Annotated in this window: 18 protein-coding genes; 9 read left to right on the top strand and 9 right to left on the bottom strand. The window is 60.3% G+C overall.

Features of this window, described 5'->3' with window-relative positions:
• Positions 1 to 137 precede the first annotated feature (137 nt).
• Complete coding sequence (locus CQ041_RS01885) at positions 138 to 1763, top strand: glucan biosynthesis protein D (RefSeq protein WP_105520644.1); 1626 nt, start codon at positions 138 to 140, stop codon at positions 1761 to 1763.
• Positions 1764 to 1810: 47 nt separating this feature from the next.
• Here the strand turns inward: CQ041_RS01885 and CQ041_RS01880 are convergent, their stop codons facing one another.
• The 3 genes from CQ041_RS01880 to CQ041_RS01870 all read right to left on the bottom strand — a co-directional run bounded on the left by CQ041_RS01880 (position 1811) and on the right by CQ041_RS01870 (position 5499).
• Complete coding sequence (locus CQ041_RS01880) at positions 1811 to 1996, bottom strand: hypothetical protein (RefSeq protein WP_105520645.1); 186 nt, start codon at positions 1994 to 1996, stop codon at positions 1811 to 1813.
• A 270-nt stretch (positions 1997 to 2266) separates the two neighbouring features.
• Positions 2267 to 3373, bottom strand: coding sequence for an NADH:flavin oxidoreductase/NADH oxidase (locus tag CQ041_RS01875; protein ID WP_105520646.1), 1107 nt, complete (start codon positions 3371 to 3373; stop codon positions 2267 to 2269).
• 224 nt (positions 3374 to 3597) lie between these two features.
• The gene (locus CQ041_RS01870) at positions 3598 to 5499 is read right to left on the bottom strand and encodes a potassium transporter Kup (RefSeq protein ID WP_105520647.1); all 1902 of its coding nucleotides are present in this window, start codon (positions 5497 to 5499) and stop codon (positions 3598 to 3600) included.
• A 289-nt stretch (positions 5500 to 5788) separates the two neighbouring features.
• Here CQ041_RS01870 and rimO point away from each other — a divergent pair, with 289 nt between their 5' ends.
• From rimO to tsaA, 5 genes are all read left to right on the top strand, one after another.
• Complete coding sequence (rimO, locus tag CQ041_RS01865) at positions 5789 to 7129, top strand: 30S ribosomal protein S12 methylthiotransferase RimO (RefSeq protein ID WP_105520648.1); 1341 nt, start codon at positions 5789 to 5791, stop codon at positions 7127 to 7129.
• A 98-nt stretch (positions 7130 to 7227) separates the two neighbouring features.
• On the top strand, positions 7228 to 7743 hold the full coding sequence (locus tag CQ041_RS01860) for a GNAT family N-acetyltransferase (protein ID WP_105520649.1): 516 nt from the start codon (positions 7228 to 7230) through the stop codon (positions 7741 to 7743).
• 27 nt (positions 7744 to 7770) lie between these two features.
• Complete coding sequence (locus tag CQ041_RS01855) at positions 7771 to 8481, top strand: rRNA pseudouridine synthase (protein WP_105520650.1); 711 nt, start codon at positions 7771 to 7773, stop codon at positions 8479 to 8481.
• Between the two features lie 67 nt (positions 8482 to 8548).
• Positions 8549 to 9010: a DUF1456 family protein gene (locus CQ041_RS01850; protein WP_105520651.1), complete on the top strand. Its 462-nt coding sequence runs from the start codon at positions 8549 to 8551 to the stop codon at positions 9008 to 9010.
• Between the two features lie 3 nt (positions 9011 to 9013).
• Positions 9014 to 9709, top strand: a complete 696-nt coding sequence (tsaA, locus tag CQ041_RS01845; RefSeq protein WP_105520652.1) for a tRNA (N6-threonylcarbamoyladenosine(37)-N6)-methyltransferase TrmO — start codon at positions 9014 to 9016, stop codon at positions 9707 to 9709.
• 136 nt (positions 9710 to 9845) lie between these two features.
• Here the strand turns inward: tsaA and fpr are convergent, their stop codons facing one another.
• Complete coding sequence (gene fpr / locus CQ041_RS01840; RefSeq protein WP_003189055.1) at positions 9846 to 10625, bottom strand: ferredoxin-NADP reductase; 780 nt, start codon at positions 10623 to 10625, stop codon at positions 9846 to 9848.
• Positions 10626 to 10748: 123 nt separating this feature from the next.
• On the opposite strand from fpr, the gene CQ041_RS01835 reads away from it, so the two are divergent.
• A complete protein-coding gene (locus CQ041_RS01835; protein ID WP_163002033.1) occupies positions 10749 to 11675 on the top strand; it encodes a LysR family transcriptional regulator in 927 nt (308 codons plus the stop codon).
• Positions 11676 to 11678: 3 nt separating this feature from the next.
• On the opposite strand, the gene CQ041_RS01830 is transcribed toward CQ041_RS01835, so the two are convergent.
• From CQ041_RS01830 to CQ041_RS01820, 3 genes are all read right to left on the bottom strand, one after another.
• Positions 11679 to 12041 (bottom strand): diacylglycerol kinase, encoded by a 363-nt coding sequence (locus tag CQ041_RS01830; protein ID WP_105520653.1) that lies wholly within the window; start codon positions 12039 to 12041, stop codon positions 11679 to 11681.
• A 76-nt stretch (positions 12042 to 12117) separates the two neighbouring features.
• Positions 12118 to 12768 (bottom strand): response regulator transcription factor ErdR, encoded by a 651-nt coding sequence (erdR, locus tag CQ041_RS01825; protein WP_105520654.1) that lies wholly within the window; start codon positions 12766 to 12768, stop codon positions 12118 to 12120.
• A 230-nt stretch (positions 12769 to 12998) separates the two neighbouring features.
• A complete protein-coding gene (locus tag CQ041_RS01820; protein ID WP_105520655.1) occupies positions 12999 to 13718 on the bottom strand; it encodes a tRNA-uridine aminocarboxypropyltransferase in 720 nt (239 codons plus the stop codon).
• A 178-nt stretch (positions 13719 to 13896) separates the two neighbouring features.
• Here CQ041_RS01820 and CQ041_RS01815 point away from each other — a divergent pair, with 178 nt between their 5' ends.
• Together CQ041_RS01815 and CQ041_RS01810 are read left to right on the top strand one after the other, a co-directional pair.
• Positions 13897 to 14334, top strand: a complete 438-nt coding sequence (locus tag CQ041_RS01815) for a PA3611 family quorum-sensing-regulated virulence factor (RefSeq protein WP_105520656.1) — start codon at positions 13897 to 13899, stop codon at positions 14332 to 14334.
• Positions 14335 to 14616: 282 nt separating this feature from the next.
• Positions 14617 to 15729, top strand: a complete 1113-nt coding sequence (locus tag CQ041_RS01810) for a TIGR00730 family Rossman fold protein (protein WP_105520657.1) — start codon at positions 14617 to 14619, stop codon at positions 15727 to 15729.
• A gap of 102 nt (positions 15730 to 15831) precedes the next feature.
• Here the strand turns inward: CQ041_RS01810 and recX are convergent, their stop codons facing one another.
• Entirely contained in the window at positions 15832 to 16299 is a 468-nt protein-coding gene (recX, locus tag CQ041_RS01805) for a recombination regulator RecX (protein ID WP_105520658.1), read from the bottom strand.
• A gap of 8 nt (positions 16300 to 16307) precedes the next feature.
• The gene (recA, locus tag CQ041_RS01800) at positions 16308 to 17366 is read right to left on the bottom strand and encodes a recombinase RecA (protein ID WP_003231359.1); all 1059 of its coding nucleotides are present in this window, start codon (positions 17364 to 17366) and stop codon (positions 16308 to 16310) included.
• Positions 17367 to 17431 lie beyond the last annotated feature (65 nt).

Genomic DNA, 17431 nt, shown 5'->3' with positions numbered 1-17431 from the left:
TTCTCTATCGAACCGCTTAAGCTATCCGGCGTCTGTTTAATGTCCGTTGCGTTTGGCCGAAGGCATGTCCGAACCGTAATTTCTGATCCGCTACGTGCCAGGAAAGGCGCGGGATTTGCTCACGACAGGTTGTCTCTATGCACCGCAGGAATTTGCTCAAAGCGTCCATGGCCATTGCGGCTTACACCGGTTTGTCGGCTAGCGGCCTGCTCGCTGCCCAGGCCTGGGCCGGGAACCGTGCCGCCGATGGCAAGGCCGTCTCGTTCGACTTCGATTCGCTCAAGGCCCAGGCCAAGCAACTGGCCGGGACCGCTTATAAAGACACCAAGCAGGTGCTGCCGCCGACCCTGGCGACCATGACCCCGCAGAATTTCAACGCGATCGGCTACGACGGCAACCATTCGCTGTGGAAGGAGTTGAACGGCCAACTTGACGTGCAATTCTTCCACGTCGGCATGGGTTTCAAGACCCCGGTGCGCATGCACAGTGTCGATCCCAAGACCCGCGCCTCCCGCGAGGTGCACTTTCGCCCATCGCTGTTCAACTATGAAAAAACCACGGTCGATACCAAACAGCTGACCGGCGACCTGGGGTTCTCCGGCTTCAAGCTGTTCAAGGCGCCGGAACTGGATCGCCACGACGTGCTGTCGTTCCTCGGCGCCAGCTACTTCCGTGCGGTGGACAATACTGGCCAATACGGCCTCTCCGCCCGTGGCCTGGCCATCGATACCTACGCGAAAAAACGCGAGGAATTCCCCGACTTCACACAGTTCTGGTTCGAGACCCCGGACAAGAACGCCACGCGCTTCGTGGTCTATGCCCTGCTCGACTCGCCGAGCGCCACGGGTGCCTATCGCTTCGATATCGACTGCCAGGCGAACCAGGTGGTGATGGCCATCGACGCCCATATCAACGCGCGTACCGCCATCGAACAACTGGGCATCGCGCCGATGACCAGCATGTTCAGTTGCGGCACCCACGAGCGCCGCATGTGCGACACCATCCACCCGCAAATCCATGACTCGGACCGCCTGGCCATGTGGCGCGGCAACGGTGAATGGATCTGCCGCCCGCTGAACAACCCGGCCAAGCTGCAGTTCAACGCGTTTGCCGACAAAGACCCGAAGGGCTTCGGCCTGGTGCAGACCGACCACGAGTTCGCCAGCTACCAGGACACCGTGGACTGGTACAGCAAGCGCCCGAGCCTGTGGGTCGAGCCCACCACTGCGTGGGGCGAAGGCTCCATCGACCTGCTCGAAATTCCTACCACTGGCGAAACCCTGGACAACATCGTGGCCTTCTGGACCCCGAAAAAACCCGTGGCCGCCGGCGAATCCCTCAACTATGGCTACAAGCTTTACTGGAGTGCGCTGCCACCGGTGAGCACGCCGCTGGCACAGGTCGATGCAACCCGCTCCGGCATGGGCGGGTTCACCGAAGGCTGGGCACCGGGCGAGCATTATCCCGAAGTGTGGGCACGTCGTTTTGCCGTGGACTTCAAGGGTGGCGGTCTGGACCGGCTGCCACCCGGCACCGGGATCGAGCCGGTGGTGACCTGCTCCCATGGTGAGGTGAAGGATTTCAGTGTGTTGGTGCTGGACAACATCAAGGGCTACCGCATCCTGTTCGACTGGCACCCGACCAGCGACAGCGTCGAGCCGGTGGAGCTGCGTCTGTTTATCCGCACTCAGGATCGGACACTGAGCGAGACCTGGCTGTACCAGTACTTCCCGCCGGCGCCGGAACTGCGCAAGTACACCTGATGAATTGAACGGTGGTGAGGGCGCTGGCGCCCTCACCACCGGCACCGCTAAAAGCGCGAAACGCTTTTCATCGCCCCTATCAGATACCGCATTGCCACCTGATCGTTTTCGGTCAGGGCGCGGTACTGCGCGAGTAATTCAGCCTCGTCAGAACTCAACCTTCGACCCCGCAACGACACCCTGCGGGTCAGAAAAAAAGCGACTGCACCCGCAACTCCGTAGGATTTGGCCATGGACTACTTCTCCTGAAAACAATCAAAAACTCCTGATGCCCGACAACCACTTCCCGTGAAGCGCAATGCCTCCGTGGACAATCAGACTGACTCCCTGGGCCAGAAACCAGACTTACCCTAAGCGTAGAAACTATCTGATCACGCGTGGGATTTTTTTAGAGTATTCACTTAAAAAAATACTTCGGTAACAAATACCTACAACCCAATCCCACGGCACCGCGCAAAAAAAACCCACCGATCAGGGTGGGTTCTGGTGGCGGGCGTAGCGGGCTAATCCCTCAGGTCAGACTCATGAATCGGCTGGTCACGGTGCGTGGCGCGCTGGTACTGCGCTGGCCAGATCGCCTTGCGCCCCCCCAGGTCATCGTCGGCATGCAACGGCCAGTACGGGTCGCGCAGCAGTTCACGGGCGAGAAAGATGATGTCGGCCTGGCAAGTGCGCAGGATGTGTTCGGCCTGAGCCGGCTCGGTGATCATGCCGACAGTGCCGGTGGCGATCCCCGACTCCTTGCGCACGCGCTCGGCAAACCGGGTCTGGTAGCCCGGGCCAGTGGGAATCTCGGCGTTCGCGGCCGTGCCACCGGAAGACACGTCGATCAGGTCCACCCCAAGGTCCTTGAGGCGCCGCGCCAGTTCCACGGTTTCATCGGGGTTCCAGCCGTCTTCCACCCAGTCGGTGGCCGATACCCGCACAAACAGCGGCAGTTCCTGAGGCCATACGTCACGCACTGCTTCGGTCACCTGCAACACCAGGCGGATGCGGTTTTCGAAAGAGCCGCCGTACACGTCCTGGCGCTGGTTGCTGATAGGCGAGAGGAATTGATGCAACAGGTAACCGTGGGCGGCGTGGATTTCTACCACTTCAAAACCTGCTGTCAGCGCGCGCCTGGCGGCGGCGACAAAGTCGGCGATCACTTGCCGGATCTGACCTTCGTCCAGTTGCTTGGGCTGCGTGTGCTGGGGGTCGAAGGCAATCGGTGACGGGCCTACCGGTACCCAGCCGCCATCGGCCGGCTTGACGCTGCCGTGCTGGCCGATCCAGGGCCGATGGGTGCTGGCCTTGCGCCCGGCGTGGGCCAGTTGGATGCCAGCCACTGCGCCCTGGGCGGCGATAAAACGGGTGATGCGTTGCAGGGGCTCGATCTGTGCGTCGTCCCACAGCCCCAGGTCCTGGGCGGTGATGCGGCCATCGGCGGTCACGGCAGTGGCTTCAGTGAAGATCAACCCGGCGCCCCCCACGGCACGGCTGCCGAGGTGGACCAGGTGCCAGTCGTTGGCAAGCCCCTCTTCGGCGGAGTACTGGCACATCGGCGACACTGCGATGCGATTGAGCAGGGTCAATTGGCGCAGGGTATAGGGTTCGAGCAGCTGACTCATGGCGCACCTCTTCTGGGCTTTGTGGGCACTTTTGCAGGAGCGAGCATGCTCGCGAAGGTCTCACAGGCGCCGCGTTTATCCTCGTGTGACGCGTTATCGTTGACGTTCTTCGCGGGCAAAGCCACTCCTGCACACAGTGCCTAGAGCCTAGTCGACAACGGTGGATTGCACAGGGTTCAGAACATGACACGGGGGCCGATTGCCGGCCCCCGTGCCGCAAAAGCCTACATTTCGACCTGGGTGCCCAGCTCGATCACGCGGTTGACCGGAAGTTTGAAGAAGCGCAGGTTGCCGTTGGCGTTCTTCAACATGAAGGCGAACAGCCCTTCACGCCAGCGCGCCATGCCTTCGAGTTTCGAGGCAATCACTGTCTCGCGGCTGAGGAAGTAAGTGGTGCGCATCGGGCTGAAATCCAGGTCATCCAGATGGCACAACTTGAGCGCTTCGGGCACGTCCGGCTCATCGGTGAAACCGAAGTGCAGGATCACGCGAAAGAAGCCTTCGCCGTAGGAATCCACCTCGAAACGCCGTGCGGCGGGTACGCGGGGAATGTCTTCATAGACCACCGTCAGCAAGACCACCTGCTCATGCAGCACCTGGTTGTGCAGCAAATTATGCAGCAGCGCGTGCGGGACCGCGTCCGGGCGCGCCGTCAGGAACACCGCCGTGCCCTGCACGCGGTGCGGCGGCTGCACGCGGATGCTGCTGATGAAGATCGGCAGCGGCAGGCCGCCTTCGTCGAGACGGTCTACCAGCAATTGCTTGCCGCGCTTCCAGGTGGTCATCAACACGAACAGCACAATCCCCGCCAGTACCGGGAAGGCGCCGCCCTGGATGATCTTCGGCACGTTGGCGGCGAAGTACAGCCCATCGACCAACAGGCAGCAGATCAACACAGGCACGGCCAGCACCGGTGGCCATTTCCACAGCAGCAGCATCACCGCCGACACCAGGATGGTGGTCATCAGCATCGTGCCGGTCACCGCCACGCCGTAGGCGGATGCCAGCGCGTTGGAGGATTCGAAGCCCAACACCAGCAAAATCACGCCGACCATCAGCGACCAGTTCACCGCACCGATGTAGATCTGGCCCTGCTCGGCACTGGACGTGTGCTGGATGTGCATGCGCGGGATGTAACCGAGCTGGATTGCCTGACGGGTCAGGGAGAATGCCCCGGAGATCACCGCTTGGGACGCAATCACCGTGGCCAGGGTCGACAACACCACCAGCGTAACCAGCGCCCAGCTCGGCGCCAACAGGTAGAACGGGTTGCGCGCGGCCTCTGGGTCGCCGAGCAGCATCGCGCCCTGGCCAAAATAGTTGAGCACCAGCGCCGGCAGTACGAGGATGAACCACGCACGGGCAATGGGTTTGCGGCCGAAGTGGCCCATGTCGGCATACAGCGCTTCGGCGCCTGTGAGGGCCAGCACCACCGCGCCGAGGATCGCCACGCCAATGCCCGGGTGCGCCTCGAAAAAGCGCACGGCCCACATCGGGTTCATGGCGCTGAGCACTTCAGGGTGCAGGGTGATGCCATACACGCCGAGGCCGCCCAGCACCAGGAACCAGGTGACCATCACCGGCCCGAACAGTTTGCCGATATGGTCGGTGCCGTGTTTCTGGATCAGGAACAGCGCCACCAGCACCACCAGGGCGATGGGCACGACCCACTTCTCCAGGCCGTCGAACGCCAGTTCCAGGCCTTCAACGGCGGACAATACGGAAATCGCCGGGGTGATCATGCTGTCCCCATAGAACAGCGCCGCGCCGCACAGGCCGCACACCACCAGGAAACTGCGCAGTTTCTTGCGCTCTCCCGCTGCCCGGCGCGCCAGCGCGGTCAGGGCCATGATCCCGCCCTCGCCCTGGTTGTCGGCACGCAACACGAACAGCATGTATTTGATCGAGACCACCCAGATCAACGACCAGAAGATCAGTGCCAGAATCCCCAATACGCCGTCATGGTTGACCTGAACCCCGTAACCGCCGTTGAACACCTCTTTAAGGGTGTAGAGCGGGCTGGTGCCGATATCGCCATAAACCACCCCGACCGCTGCTACCAGCATGCCAATCGGCTTGGCGTTTGAATGCTCCGCACCGGCTGCCTGACTACTCGCGTGACCCATCAACCACTCCTGCCCTTTGACCTGCGGTCTTTAATGAACAACACGACTAAGCAGACCCTAGCATGCGCTGTTTTACTTCTCGTAACAGACGTTTTGTTGACCTTGGAGTTTCACCCATGGTCGATGGCGCGAAGCATAGCGCAGCACTCGTCGCATTTCCCTGCATAAAGCTGGTCAAGTGCGCTGCCCGTCGCTAGAATTGCGCACTTTTTGATCAGAGGCGCACCAAGCGCCCGTCTACCGCCGTGTCGTGCCCGACTGGCGGCGCCATTCAATACCGAGGTTAGACATGTCCACCACTCCCGCGACGGCCAATCCCAAGGTCGGCTTTGTTTCCCTGGGCTGCCCGAAGGCGCTCGTTGACTCCGAGCGCATCCTGACCCAACTGCGCATGGAAGGTTACGACGTCGTGTCCACTTACCAGGACGCGGACGTGGTGGTGGTCAACACCTGCGGTTTCATCGACTCGGCCAAGGCGGAATCGCTGGAAGTGATCGGCGAAGCGATCAAGGAAAACGGCAAGGTCATCGTGACCGGTTGCATGGGGGTGGAAGAAGGCAATATCCGCAACGTGCACCCTAGCGTGCTGGCCGTGACCGGTCCGCAGCAGTACGAGCAAGTGGTCAACGCCGTGCACGAAGTGGTGCCACCGCGTCAGGACCACAACCCGCTGATCGACCTGGTGCCGCCGCAAGGGATCAAGCTGACCCCGCGCCACTACGCGTACCTGAAGATTTCCGAAGGCTGCAACCACAGCTGCAGCTTCTGCATCATCCCGTCGATGCGCGGCAAGTTGGTCAGTCGCCCGGTGGGTGACGTGCTCGACGAGGCCCAGCGCCTGGTCAAGTCCGGCGTGAAAGAGCTGTTGGTGATCTCCCAGGACACCAGCGCCTACGGCGTCGACGTGAAATACCGCACCGGTTTCTGGAACGGTGCACCGGTCAAGACCCGCATGACCGAACTCTGCGAAGCCCTGAGCAGCCTGGGCGTATGGGTGCGCCTGCACTACGTTTACCCGTACCCGCACGTCGACGAGCTGATCCCGCTGATGGCCGCCGGCAAGATCCTGCCGTACCTGGACATCCCGTTCCAGCACGCCAGCCCGAAAGTGCTCAAGGCGATGAAACGCCCGGCCTTCGAAGACAAGACCCTGGCGCGTATCAAGAACTGGCGCGAGATCTGCCCCGAGCTGATCATCCGCTCCACCTTCATCGTCGGCTTCCCGGGTGAAACCGAGGAAGACTTCCAGTACCTGCTGGACTGGCTGACTGAAGCCCAATTGGACCGCGTCGGTTGCTTCCAGTACTCGCCGGTCGAAGGCGCCCCGGCCAACCTGCTGGACCTGGCCGTGGTGCCGGACGACGTCAAGCAGGACCGTTGGGAGCGTTTCATGGCGCACCAGCAGGCCATCAGCTCGGCGCGCCTGCAACTGCGCATCGGCAAGGAAATCGAAGTGTTGATTGACGAAGTCGACGAGCAAGGCGCCGTGGGCCGCTGCTTCTTCGATGCGCCGGAAATCGACGGTAACGTGTTTATCGACGATGCCAGCGGCTTGAAGCCAGGCGACAAAGTCTGGTGCACCGTGACCGACGCCGATGAGTACGACCTGTGGGCGCAAAAGCGCGACTGATCGTCGCGCACTGAAAAAGCCCCGTATCTGATCAGGATGCGGGGCTTTTTTATGGCTATCGTTTGTTGATTGACGGTCAACCAGACAAGGCAGCGGGCATGCTCCAGCATTCAGTTATTCACACCCCACGCACCAGCGATTACGCGGAGTTGGCAGACGTCTGGGAAGCGTCGGCACGGGCCACTCACGACTTTCTGCCGGACAGCTACATCGTTTTTCTCAAGGAGATGCTGCTGACCCACTACCTGAACGCAGTGATGCTGATTTGCACAAGGGATTCACGCCAACGCATCACCGGGTTTGCCGGGGTGGCCGCGCGCAAACTGGAGATGCTGTTTATCGCCCCCCAGCACCGCGGCCAGCATCTGGGCCAGCGCCTGCTGCAGTATGCGATCGAGCACATGAACGTCGAAGAGCTGGACGTCAACGAGCAGAACCCCCAGGCCCTGGGCTTTTACCTCAAGCGGGGCTTCGAAGTCATCGGACGAACGGAGCATGACGGTTTGGGGCAACCTTATCCGCTGCTGCACATGCGCCTGGCCGCCTCTGACACAACCTCCCGCCACAGTGCTGAAATGGAGCCGAGATTAACCGGCGCCACACAGGTACAATAGCTGCCCCCTTTTGTTACGGCCCTTGTCATGACTGACCCCATACGCCTCTCCAAACGCCTTATCGAACTGGTCGGTTGCTCCCGTCGGGAGGCTGAGCTGTTCATCGAAGGCGGCTGGGTCTCGGTGGACGGCGAAGTGATCGACGAGCCGCAGTTCAAGGTCACCACCCAGAAGGTCGAACTCGACCCCGAAGCCAAGGCCACCGCGCCGGAGCCGGTGACCCTCCTGCTGCACGCCCCTGTCGGCGTGGACGCCGAGACCGCATTGGCCTCGATCAGCGCTGACACCTTGTCCGAAGAACACCGCTTCGGCAAACGCCCGCTCAAGGGTCATTTCCTGCGCCTGACCGCCAGCGCCGACCTGCAACCCAAGGCCAGCGGCCTGCTGGTGTTTACCCAGGACTGGAAGATCTTGCGCAAGTTGACCGCCGATGCCGCCAAGATCGAGCAGGAGTACGTTGTAGACGTCGAAGGCGACATGGTCGCCCACGGCCTCAACCGCCTGAACCACGGCCTGACCTACAAAGGCAAAGAGCTGCCAGCGGTCAAAGCCAGCTGGCAGAACGAAAACCGCCTGCGTTTTGCGATGAAAAACCCGCAACCGGGCGTGATCGCGCTGTTCTGCGAGGCGGTTGGCCTCAAGGTCATTGCCATCCGCCGCATCCGCATCGGCGGCGTGTCCATCGGCAAAGTGCCGGTCGGCCAGTGGCGTTACCTGTCCGGCAAAGAGAAGTTCTAAGCCGCTCCCATTTTTCGACACCGCCTGCCTGGGCGGTGTCCTCAGTTCAATAGCAGGATTGCCCACCATGATTCACAACGACGTACTGCGCAGCGTGCGCTACATGCTCGACATCAGCGACAACAAGATGGTCGAAATCATCAAGCTCGGCGGCATGGACGTGACCAAGGACGACCTGCTGACCTACCTCAAGAAAGACGAGGAAGAAGGCTTTGTGTTCTGCCCGGATGACGTCATGGCGCACTTCCTTGATGGCCTGGTGATCTTCAAGCGTGGCAAGGACGAAAGCCGTCCGCCACAGCCGATCGAGACGCCGGTTACCAACAACATCATTCTCAAGAAACTGCGCGTGGCCTTCGAACTGAAGGAAGACGACATGCACGCGATCCTCAAGGCCGCTGAGTTCCCGGTCTCCAAGCCTGAGCTGAGCGCGCTGTTCCGCAAGTTCGGCCACACCAACTACCGCCCCTGCGGCGACCAGTTGCTGCGTAATTTCCTCAAGGGTCTGACGCTGCGGGTTCGTACGTAAATCATGAGTTACAGCGTCTCGCCCGTCGGCTTCGTGCGCTCCTGCTTCAAGGAGAAGTTCGCCATCCCGCGCCAACCCCAACTGGCGCCTGCCGCCCGTGGCGTGCTGGAGCTGGTGGCGCCGTTCGACGGCGGCGAGGCGGTGCAGGGGCTGGAGCAGGTCAGCCATGTGTGGCTGCTCTTTCTGTTCCATCAAGCCCTGGAAGACAAGCCGCGCCTGAAAGTTCGCCCGCCACGCCTGGGCGGCAATACGTCCATGGGTGTGTTTGCTACCCGCGCGACCCATCGGCCGAATGGCATCGGCCAGTCGGTGGTGAAGCTGGACAAGGTGGAGCCGGGCAAGCTGTGGATTTCCGGGATTGATTTGCTCGATGGCACGCCGGTGCTGGATATCAAGCCGTATGTGCCGTATGCCGACATGATCGATACCGCGACCAACGACATGGCCAGTGGTGCGCCCGCGCTGATTCCGGTGCAGTGGCTCAAGACCGCACTGCATCAGGCACAAAGCCATGCTCAGCGGCTGGATGAGCCGTTGGTCGCGTTGATCGAGCAGTGTTTGGCGCAGGATCCGCGGCCGGCGTATCAGACGCCTGGGCCGGAGAGAGAGTATGGGGCGCAGTTCTGGGATGTGGATGTGCGCTGGCACTATCCTGAGGCGGGGTTGATCTGTGTGCTGGAAGTGCTTCCAGCCAACTGAAGTAACCAGAAACAAATTGTGGGAGGGCGCTTGCTCCCGATGAGGGTGTGTCAGTTGATAAAGCTGTGACTGACACACCGCTATCGGGGGCAGGCCCCCTCCCACATTTCTGATCTGTGTCGCTATTGACCCAATGTCACTTCTCGACGAAGGCACGCTCGATCAAGTAATCACCCGGCTCACGCATGCGTGGCGAAACTTTCAGGCCGAAGCTGTTCAGCACTTCGCTGGTTTCGTCCAACATGCTCGGGCTGCCGCACAGCATGGCGCGGTCATCCTCAGGGTTGATCGGCGGCAGGCCGATATCGCTGAACAGCTTGCCGCTGCGCATCAGGTCGGTCAGACGGCCTTCGTTTTCGAACGGCTCGCGGGTCACGGTCGGGTAGTAGATCAACTTGTCACGCAGGGCTTCGCCGAAGAATTCGTTCTGCGGCAGGTGCTCGGTGATGAATTCGCGGTACGCGACTTCGTTGACGTAACGCACGCCGTGGCACAGGATCACTTTTTCGAAACGCTCATAGGTTTCCGGGTCCTGGATCACGCTCATGAACGGCGCCAAACCAGTACCGGTGCTGAGCAGGTACAAGTGCTTGCCCGGCTTCAAATCGTCTAGCACCAGGGTGCCTGTCGGTTTTTTGCTGATGATGATCTCGTCGCCTTCCTTCAAGTGCTGCAATTGGGAAGTCAGCGGGCCATCCGGCACCTTGATGCTGAAGAACTCCAGATGCTCTTCCCAGTTCGGGCTGGCAATCGAGTATGCGCGCATGAGCGGGCGGCCGTTGGGCTGTTGCAGGCCGATCATCACGAACTGACCGTTCTCGAAGCGCAGGCCCGGATCGCGGGTGCACTTGAAGCTGAACAGAGTGTCGTTCCAGTGATGAACACTGAGGACACGCTCGTGGTTCATGTTGCTCATGTACGGGGAACTCCTGGAAATGGGTCTGCGCTGTATTCAGGCGCGCAATTGCACCGCATTCTAATCGCGGCGACAATATCTGTTAACTGGATTATTAAGATAAGGGTTATCGGTTATATCGATATGCGATTTACTCTCCGTCAACTGCAAGTCTTCGTCGCCGTCGCCCAGCAGGAAAGCGTCTCTCGCGCTGCTGGCCTTCTGGCCTTGTCCCAATCCGCCGCCAGCACGTCGATTACCGAGCTGGAGCGTCAATCCAGCTGCCAGTTATTCGACCGCGCGGGTAAACGGCTGAGCCTCAACGCGCTGGGGCATCAACTATTGCCCCAAGCGGTGGCGCTGCTGGACCAGGCCAAGGAAATCGAGGACCTGCTCAACGGCAAGTCCGGATTCGGCTCCCTGGCGGTCGGCGCCACGCTGACCATCGGCAATTATCTGGCGACTCTGCTGATCGGCAGTTTCATGCAGCAGCACCCCGAGAGCCAGGTGAAGCTGCATGTGCAAAACACTGCGCATATCGTGCACCAAGTGGCGCACTACGAAATTGACCTGGGTCTAATCGAAGGCGACTGCAGCCACCCGGACATCGAGGTGCAGACCTGGGTCGAAGATGAGTTGGTGGTGTTTTGCGCGCCCCAGCATCACTTGGCCAAGCGCGGCATCGCGACGATGGACGAGTTGACCCATGAGGCGTGGATCCTGCGAGAACAGGGGTCTGGCACGCGGCTGACGTTCGACCAGGCCATGCGCCATCACCGCAGCGCGCTGAATATCCGTCTGGAACTGGAACATACCGAAGCGATCAAGCGCGCCGTTGAGTCAGGGTTGGGGATTGGCTGCATCTCCCGCCTGGCGCTGCGCGACGCGTTCCGCCGTGGCAGCCTGGTGCCGGTGGAAACCCCGGACCTGGACCTGGCTCGGCAGTTCTATTTCATCTGGCATAAACAGAAGTACCAGACCTCGGCCATGCGCGAGTTCCTGGAACTGTGCCGCGCCTTCACCGCCGGGGTTCAGCGCAGCGACGAGATCGTGCTGCCGAGCATTGCCTGAGGCTTAGATCAGGATGACGGCCCACACCAGACTAATCATGGTCAGCGCAACGAATTGCGCAGCGCTGCCCATGTCCTTGGCGTTCTTGGACAGGGGGTGACGATCGAGGGAAATCCGGTCGATGGCCGCCTCCACCGCTGAGTTGAGCAACTCGACAATCAAGGCCAGCAGGCACACCGCGATCAGCAAGGCGCGCTCGACCCGGCTGACATTCAGGAAGAAGCTCAGCGGGATCAGGATGACATTGAGCAAGACCAACTGGCGGAAGGCTGCTTCGCCGGTGAAGGCGGCGCGCAGGCCATCCAGGGAATAACCCCCAGCGTTGAAGATACGTTTGAGACCGGTTTGACCCTTGAAAGGCGACATAGAGGTAGGCAACTGAACCAAAGGAGTGGGGAAACTAGATCACGCCAAGTCAAAAAAGCGTGAATCGGGTGGCTGATTAATGCTGCGAAATTGACTCAAGTTGTTGCAACAGCAATGCCGCCTGGGTTCGCGTTCGCACGCCCAGTTTGCGGAAGATCGCCGTGACGTGGGCCTTGATGGTGGCTTCCGACACACTCAGCTCGTAGGCAATCTGCTTGTTCAGCAAGCCTTCACAGACCATCGTCAGCACGCGGAACTGCTGGGGCGTCAGGCTGGCCAGGCCATCACGTGCGGCTTTGGCTTCGTCGGACACGTTGATCTCTTCAAATGCCTGCGGCGGCCAGGAGACGTCGCCATCCAGCACCGCCCGGACGGCCTTCTGGATCTCGTCCATGGTGCTGGACTTGGGAATGAAGCCACTGGCACCAAACTCCTTGGAGCGCACCACGACATCGGCTTCTTCCTGGGCCGAGACCATCACCACGGGGATCTGCGGGTATTGCCCGCGCAACAGCACCAGCCCGGAAAAACCGTAGGCGCCGGGCATATTCAGGTCGAGCAGCACCAGGTCCCAGTCGGATTTCTCGGTAAGGCGCGCTTCCAGCTCGGCAATGCTGGCCACTTCGACCAGGCGCACGTCCGGGCCAAGGCCCAGGGTTACGGCCTGATGCAGGGCGCTGCGAAACAGCGGATGGTCATCGGCTATCAGGATGTCGTATGTGGCCATTGATTAAATGATCCTGTTTTTTATGGGAGCCCTGATGGGTTCAGGGTTCGCCAACACACAAGGCGAAGGCCAGGCAGCCATCGCCACGGGGCAAGTTCGATGTCGAAAATCACGGTTGCGCCCCAATCGGCGCTCAGCATGCCCAGCGCAGCCTGGGGGGTCAAGCACAACGCCCGCGGGCATTTTAGCGGCGGACGGGTTTACGGTGCCATCATGCAAACGTCGTCTGGTTATACCGTTGGGATATAGGGCGCCAAACGAGTATGGACATCATCCTCCGGGTCCAGGGGCAACTGGAACTTGGCGGCCATGTAATGGGTGCTGAAGACGTCGAGGTAGGCATCCAGTACTTCACTTGCTGCGGCGTCTTCGGCCAACTCAAGGCACAACGCCGCCACTTCGGCCGTGCAGAAATGGTCATCGCGCTTGGAGCGGCGCAATGTGTAGCGCGACAGTTGCTCCGGCGCCAGGCTCAGCACCGGCAAGTGCTCCAGATAGGGGCTCTTGCGGAACATTTTGCGGGCTTCGCTCCAGGTGCCATCAAGCAGGATGAACAGCGGACGCTTACCCTCCTGGACCTTTACTTCACTGACCACGCGTTCGGGCGCGACGAACTCGCCGGGGAACACGATGTACGGCTGCCACTGTGGATCGGCCAGCAAGGTGAGCAAATCGGGATCGACTTCAGTGCGTGACCAGGCGAAGGCCGTGGTGTCCTTGATCACATCGGCGATAAGCCAGCCGGTGTTACTCGGTTTCATCGGCTCCACGTCATGCATCAGCAAACACATGGCGGACCTGGCCGCGACGGTGGGTCGCCAGGCGCACAGGCAGTATTCGGGAATCACTCGGCAACCGGGGCAGCGTTCGGCACGCGAGCCACGGTTGAGGAACGGCCTGACAGCGCGGGCCAGACGCTCGGTGCGCAGGCGGGAGACAGCGTGGCTCATCGGATGCGCCGTTGGAACGGGTAAATCGACACGGTGGAAACTCGGAAAGGCTGAAGTGGCAGCAGTTTACCAGCGATACGCCTGGCTGTAGTGGCAAGGGCTCACCTATAATTGCGCGCCACTGAACGCACAGCCCAGTGGCTGGTCTATGCACCAGTAACCGAATCAGGAGAGTTTCATGTTGCGTTCCATGCTGCGCCTTGCTGCCCCATCCATCGCCCTCGCGCTGGTAGTGCCCGTGGCTGCCCAGGCCGCCTCGCTGCTGGAGGCCCAGATGAACAGGAAACTGCAAAGCGTCGCGGCTGAGAGCAACAAGGACCTGCCTCGGGAAATTGACGAAAAAACCCTGGAAGTCGCCTACACGGTTGAAGGCATGCAATTGATCGACCACTTGAGCGTCATGCCCGATCGCGCCGAACAGATGCGCGCCAACCCCAAGGCAGTGTATTTCCAGCTGGGTCAGAGCGTGTGCCTGAACAAGGGCTACCGCGAGCTGATGGCCAAGGGTGCGGTTATGCGCTATGAAATCACCGAGAACAAGACCAACCGCCCGGTTGCGTCCGTGAAGTTCGTGGAAGCCGACTGCCCTGCCCCAACGGCCAAGAAGAAAAAGTAACGTTTTGCCCCTCCCGCGCTGCCGTCCGGTAGCGCGCACCTCCCCGCTTTGCCTCCATCAAGACAGCTACACTCTCGTTCAATAAGTGGTTGCCAGCCAAGGGTTTTGCAGCCCATGATCAAGTCATCCCGACTGATTATTCGCAGCGCTTTTCATGCTGTTCTGTAACATTTTCAGGGCAAAAGAAGGTTGCCCCCTGCGGCAAGCAGCGACACATGCAGTGTCGTCGCCTCCGACGAGTCTTTCGTCGGCCACCCGGGCCCTGCAAGAAGGAGACGTTGAATGCCTTACCAACCGAATGACCGCCTGCTCCAGCATTTTGAAGAAAACGGTGCCGACCTTACGCAACAGGTCGAAGCGCAACTCCAACTGATCGCCCCCAACAGCCCGAATATCCCCCTGTACCGCGACATGATCCTCACCGTGCTGCGCATGGCCCAGGACGACCGCAACCGTTGGAACGCCAAGATCACCTTGCAAGCCATCCGCGAGCTGGACAATGCGTTCCGCGTGCTCGAACAGTTCAAGGGGCGTCGCAAAGTGACGGTGTTCGGTTCGGCCCGCACACCTGTCGAAAGCCCCGTGTATGCGCTGGCTCGTGAGGTCGGCGCATTGCTGGCACAGTCAGACCTGATGGTCATCACCGGTGGCGGCGGCGGTATCATGGCCGCGGCCCACGAAGGGGCGGGCCTGCAACACAGCCTGGGGTTCAATATCACCCTGCCCTTCGAACAACATGCCAACCCGACCATTGATGGCACCGACAACCTGCTGTCCTTCCACTTCTTCTTTACGCGCAAGCTGTTCTTCGTCAAGGAGGCCGATGCACTGGTGTTATGCCCGGGTGGTTTTGGCACCCTGGACGAGGCGCTCGAAGTGCTGACCCTGATCCAGACGGGTAAAAGCCCACTGGTACCGGTGGTATTGCTCGATGCGCCCGGCGGCGGGTTCTGGCAAGGCGCCCTGGAATTTATCCGTAGCCAGCTGGAAGCCAACCGTTACATCCTGCCCACCGACCTCAAGCTGGTGCGATTGGTGTACAGCGCTGAAGAAGCGGTGGCAGAGATCAATCAGTTCTACGCCAACTTCCATTCCACCCGCTGGTTGAAGCGCGAGTTTGTGGTGCGCATGAATCATCCCCTCAGTGATCGGGCGCTGGCTCATTTGCAAACCGAGTTTGCCAGCCTGCGCTTGAACGGTGAGTTCCAGCAGCTTGCGTACACGGGTGAGGAACATGATGAACCGAGGTTCAGCCATTTGACGCGGCTGGTGTTCAACTTTACGGGGCGCGATCAGGGACGGCTGCGGGAGTTGGTGGATTTCATCAACCTGCCGGAGAACTGGGCGCAGGCTCAGGGAAAAGCACAACAAAGGGTGGTGCCGGAGCCGGCTTGAGGTTTCAGGAGTCGCAAAAAAACCCGCTATGTTCATAGCGGGTTTTTATTTGGCGTGTTGGCGAAGCGATTGGGGTTGCTGCGCAGCCCGCTGACCACAGATTCAGTCGTCCAGATCCCGACCGCTCAACAAGCGACTGATCATCTCCATCGAAAAACCGCGATAACTCAAGAAGCGCCCTTGCTTCGCGCGCTCCTTGGCATCAATCGGAAGGTGACCAGAAAACTTGCGCCGCCAGGTATCTTCCAACTGCGACTGCCAACTGATTCCACACTCACGCAAGGCAAGGTCGATATCAGCTCGCTGCAGTCCGCGCTGGCTAAGCTCCTCGCGAATCCGCGCAGGGCCGTAACCAGAGCGCGCTCGGTAGGAAACAAAACTTTCGAGGTAGCGGGCTTCTGACAGCAGCCCTTCTTCCGTCAAACGGTCAAGGGCGCTTTCAATCATCTCCGGCTCTGCGCCGCGCTGACGCAGCTTACGCGTCAGCTCGACTCGACCGTGCTCGCGCCGCGCGAGCAGGTCCATCGCAGTGCGCCGAACGGCGACGAGTGTATCCAGTACAACTGTCATCGTTTGCTTCAGATATCAGTGTCAGCTTCTTCCACTTCTTCAACCGGCTCACGGTTGGCGGCAGCTTTCACGTCGGGTGCTGCGGTCAGCAGCTTGTCGCGAATCTGCTTCTCGAGCGTGGCGGCGATATCCGGGTTTTCTGCCAGGAACTTGGCCGAGTTAGCCTTGCCCTGACCGATCTTGCTGCCGTTGTAGGCGTACCAGGCACCGGACTTCTCGACAAAGCCATGCAGCACGCCCAAGTCGATCATCTCGCCGTTCAGGTAGATACCCTTGCCGTAGAGAATCTGGAACTCAGCCTGACGGAAAGGCGGGGCTACCTTGTTCTTCACCACTTTAACGCGAGTTTCGCTACCAACAACCTCATCACCTTCCTTCACCGCGCCGGTACGGCGGATATCCAGACGGACCGACGCGTAGAACTTCAGCGCGTTACCACCGGTGGTGGTTTCCGGGCTGCCGAACATCACGCCGATCTTCATGCGGATCTGGTTGATGAAGATCACCAGGCAGTTGGCGTTCTTGATGTTACCGGTGATTTTACGCAGCGCCTGGGACATCAGACGGGCTTGCAGGCCCACGTGCATGTCGCCCATTTCGCCTTCGATTTCAGCCTTAGGTACCAGCGCTGCCACGGAGTCGACCACGATCACGTCGATGGCGTTGGAACGCACCAGCATGTCGGTGATTTCCAGCGCTTGCTCACCGGTGTCCGGCTGCGAAACCAGCAGGTCGTCGACGTTGACGCCCAGTTTGCCGGCGTATTCAGGATCCAGGGCGTGCTCGGCATCGACGAACGCACAGGTGGCGCCCATTTTCTGCGCCTGGGCAATCACCGACAGGGTCAGGGTGGTTTTACCGGAAGATTCAGGACCGTAGATTTCAACGATACGGCCTTTTGGCAGGCCGCCAATGCCGAGTGCGATGTCCAGACCCAGAGAGCCAGTGGAAATAGCCGGGATCGCCTGACGGTCATGATCGCCCATACGCATTACGGCACCCTTGCCGAATTGACGTTCGATCTGACCCAGGGCCGCAGCCAAGGCTTTCTTCTTGTTGTCGTCCATTAAAGTCCTCACGTAATCAATAAGGCCGGGGCGGCCAACACCTGTATAAGTAGACAGTATTGTTC

It is taken from the genome of Pseudomonas sp. MYb60 (assembly GCF_002979555.1).
GTDB lineage: Bacteria > Pseudomonadota > Gammaproteobacteria > Pseudomonadales > Pseudomonadaceae > Aquipseudomonas.
The sequence above is the reverse complement of the archived record's forward strand: the minus strand, read 5'-3'. Positions and strand labels throughout refer to the sequence as shown.

Coding starts and splice junctions, on each gene's coding strand:
- CQ041_RS01880 (WP_105520645.1), bottom strand. CDS start 1,996: ATGGCCAAATCCTACGGAGTTGCGGGTGCAGTCGCTTTTTTTCTGACC.
- tsaA (WP_105520652.1), top strand. CDS start 9,014: ATGAGTTACAGCGTCTCGCCCGTCGGCTTCGTGCGCTCCTGCTTCAAG.
- recA (WP_003231359.1), bottom strand. CDS start 17,366: ATGGACGACAACAAGAAGAAAGCCTTGGCTGCGGCCCTGGGTCAGATC.
- CQ041_RS01835 (WP_163002033.1), top strand. CDS start 10,749: ATGCGATTTACTCTCCGTCAACTGCAAGTCTTCGTCGCCGTCGCCCAG.
- CQ041_RS01885 (WP_105520644.1), top strand. CDS start 138: ATGCACCGCAGGAATTTGCTCAAAGCGTCCATGGCCATTGCGGCTTAC.
- rimO (WP_105520648.1), top strand. CDS start 5,789: ATGTCCACCACTCCCGCGACGGCCAATCCCAAGGTCGGCTTTGTTTCC.
- CQ041_RS01850 (WP_105520651.1), top strand. CDS start 8,549: ATGATTCACAACGACGTACTGCGCAGCGTGCGCTACATGCTCGACATC.
- CQ041_RS01815 (WP_105520656.1), top strand. CDS start 13,897: ATGTTGCGTTCCATGCTGCGCCTTGCTGCCCCATCCATCGCCCTCGCG.
- CQ041_RS01875 (WP_105520646.1), bottom strand. CDS start 3,373: ATGAGTCAGCTGCTCGAACCCTATACCCTGCGCCAATTGACCCTGCTC.
- CQ041_RS01855 (WP_105520650.1), top strand. CDS start 7,771: ATGACTGACCCCATACGCCTCTCCAAACGCCTTATCGAACTGGTCGGT.
- fpr (WP_003189055.1), bottom strand. CDS start 10,625: ATGAGCAACATGAACCACGAGCGTGTCCTCAGTGTTCATCACTGGAAC.
- CQ041_RS01860 (WP_105520649.1), top strand. CDS start 7,228: ATGCTCCAGCATTCAGTTATTCACACCCCACGCACCAGCGATTACGCG.
- CQ041_RS01870 (WP_105520647.1), bottom strand. CDS start 5,499: ATGGGTCACGCGAGTAGTCAGGCAGCCGGTGCGGAGCATTCAAACGCC.
- CQ041_RS01830 (WP_105520653.1), bottom strand. CDS start 12,041: ATGTCGCCTTTCAAGGGTCAAACCGGTCTCAAACGTATCTTCAACGCT.
- erdR (WP_105520654.1), bottom strand. CDS start 12,768: ATGGCCACATACGACATCCTGATAGCCGATGACCATCCGCTGTTTCGC.
- CQ041_RS01820 (WP_105520655.1), bottom strand. CDS start 13,718: ATGAGCCACGCTGTCTCCCGCCTGCGCACCGAGCGTCTGGCCCGCGCT.
- recX (WP_105520658.1), bottom strand. CDS start 16,299: ATGACAGTTGTACTGGATACACTCGTCGCCGTTCGGCGCACTGCGATG.
- CQ041_RS01810 (WP_105520657.1), top strand. CDS start 14,617: ATGCCTTACCAACCGAATGACCGCCTGCTCCAGCATTTTGAAGAAAAC.